This window comes from Mesorhizobium sp. M7A.F.Ca.CA.002.05.1.1, from assembly GCF_003998335.1.
Taxonomy (GTDB): Bacteria; Pseudomonadota; Alphaproteobacteria; order Rhizobiales; family Rhizobiaceae; genus Mesorhizobium.
On sequence record NZ_RZQI01001081.1, the window covers coordinates 1 to 1,794 of the forward strand.

General features: G+C 64.7%; 1 protein-coding gene and 1 pseudogene. Both read left to right on the top strand.

Going from position 1 to position 1,794, the window contains the following annotated elements; translation table 11 throughout:
* Positions 1-456, top strand: a pseudogene (locus tag EN939_RS32680) (beta-ketoacyl-ACP synthase II); the annotation flags it as partial.
* Between the two features lie 102 nt (positions 457-558).
* A partial coding sequence (gene mltG, locus EN939_RS32685) for an endolytic transglycosylase MltG (RefSeq protein WP_127271641.1) occupies positions 559-1,794 on the top strand: 1,236 nt, incomplete at its 3' end.

Consider the following 1,794-nt stretch of genomic DNA (forward strand, 5'->3'; position numbering starts at 1 on the left):
CTCACCGGCGACGCGCATCACATCACCGCGCCCGCCGAGGATGGCGATGGCGCCTTCCGTTGCATGACGGCGGCACTGAACCGGGCCAAGTTGACGCCGGCCGATGTCGACTACATCAACGCGCACGGCACCTCGACCATGGCCGACACGATCGAGCTCGGCGCGGTCGAGCGGCTTGTCGGCAATGCCGCATCGAAGATTTCGATGTCGTCGACCAAGTCGTCGATCGGCCATCTGCTTGGGGCGGCGGGTGCCGCCGAAGCGATCTTCTCGATCCTTGCCATCAGGGACAATGTCGCGCCGCCGACCATCAACCTCGACAACCCGGAACGCGAAACCGCGATCGACCTGGTGCCGAACAAGCCGCGTGCCCGCCAGATCGACGTGGCGCTGTCCAATTCCTTCGGCTTTGGCGGGACCAACGCGTCGCTGGTCTTCCAGCGCTACAATGGCTGATCGTCCGGCTGCCGGGCGGCGCTTCGGCGTGCCGTCAATTTTGCCATATTCGCCCCTACTCTGCCGCTGGGGATTCGTTGGGCGATCAAACGGTAGGGCGAAATGAACACAAATCCGGCAGGCAACGGAGAATTCGGGCAACGGCCGCCGACATCCGGCCCGATCGTGCCGAAAACGGCCAGCGAAGCGTTGCGGCCGGAGGCTGGCACGCCGCCGCCGAAGCGCTCGCGTGCGTCACGCAGCCAGGTCGTCGTTTTCATGAACTTCGTCATCTCCTCGGTGATGCTGGTGGTTCTGGCGGCCGGCGTCGCGGTCTATTTCGGCAAGCAGGAATTCACCGAACCCGGACCTTCGGCCAATGGCGACACCTTCCTGGTCAAGCCGAGCACCGGCGTCCAGGATATCGCCGACCAGCTCGAACGCCGCGGGTTGATCAGCGACGCCCGGGTATTCCGCCTTGGCGTGCGGGCCTTCGGCAATGATTCCGCGCTGAAAGCCGGCGAGTACGAGATCAAGCCCAGGGCATCCATGCGCGATATCATGGAGCTTCTGAAGAGCGGCAAGTCGGTGATGTATTCGCTGACCATTCCTGAAGGACTGACGGTCGACCAGGCATTGCAGCGCATCGCCGAGGAGAATGCCTTGAGCGGCGACATGCCGGCAACCACGCCGCCGGAGGGCAGCCTCGCCACCGACACGCTGCGCTTCACGCGCGGAGCGACACGCCAGCAGATGGTCGATAAGCTGCTGGCGGATCAGAAGAAGCTGGTCGACGATGTCTGGCAGCGGCGCGCGCCTGACCTGCCGCTGGCCAACGTCGAGGAGTTCGTCACGCTGGCCTCGATCGTCGAGAAGGAGACGGGCAAGGGTGACGAGCGTTCGCGAGTTGCCGCCGTCTTCCTGAACCGGCTTGCCAAGGGCATGCGCCTGCAATCCGATCCGACCATCATCTACGGGCTGTTCGGCGGCAAGGGAAAGCCGGCGGACCGGCCGATCTACCAGTCGGACATCCAGAAACAGACGCCCTACAACACCTATGTGATCAATGGCTTGCCGCCGACGCCGATCGCCAATCCGGGTCGTGCAGCGCTGGAGGCGGTGGCCAATCCGTCGAAGACCGCCGACCTCTATTTCGTTGCCGACGGCACCGGCGGGCACGTTTTTGCCGCGACGCTGGACGAGCACAACGAGAACGTCGCCCGCTATCGCGCGTTGCTGAAGAAGCAGGCCGATGATGCCGCCAAAGCCGCCAAGACGACTGGCACCGGCGACAGCAATGCCGTCAAACCCGCTGGCAGTGGGCCGGCTGACGGTGCCGACGACAGCGGCGGTGACGCG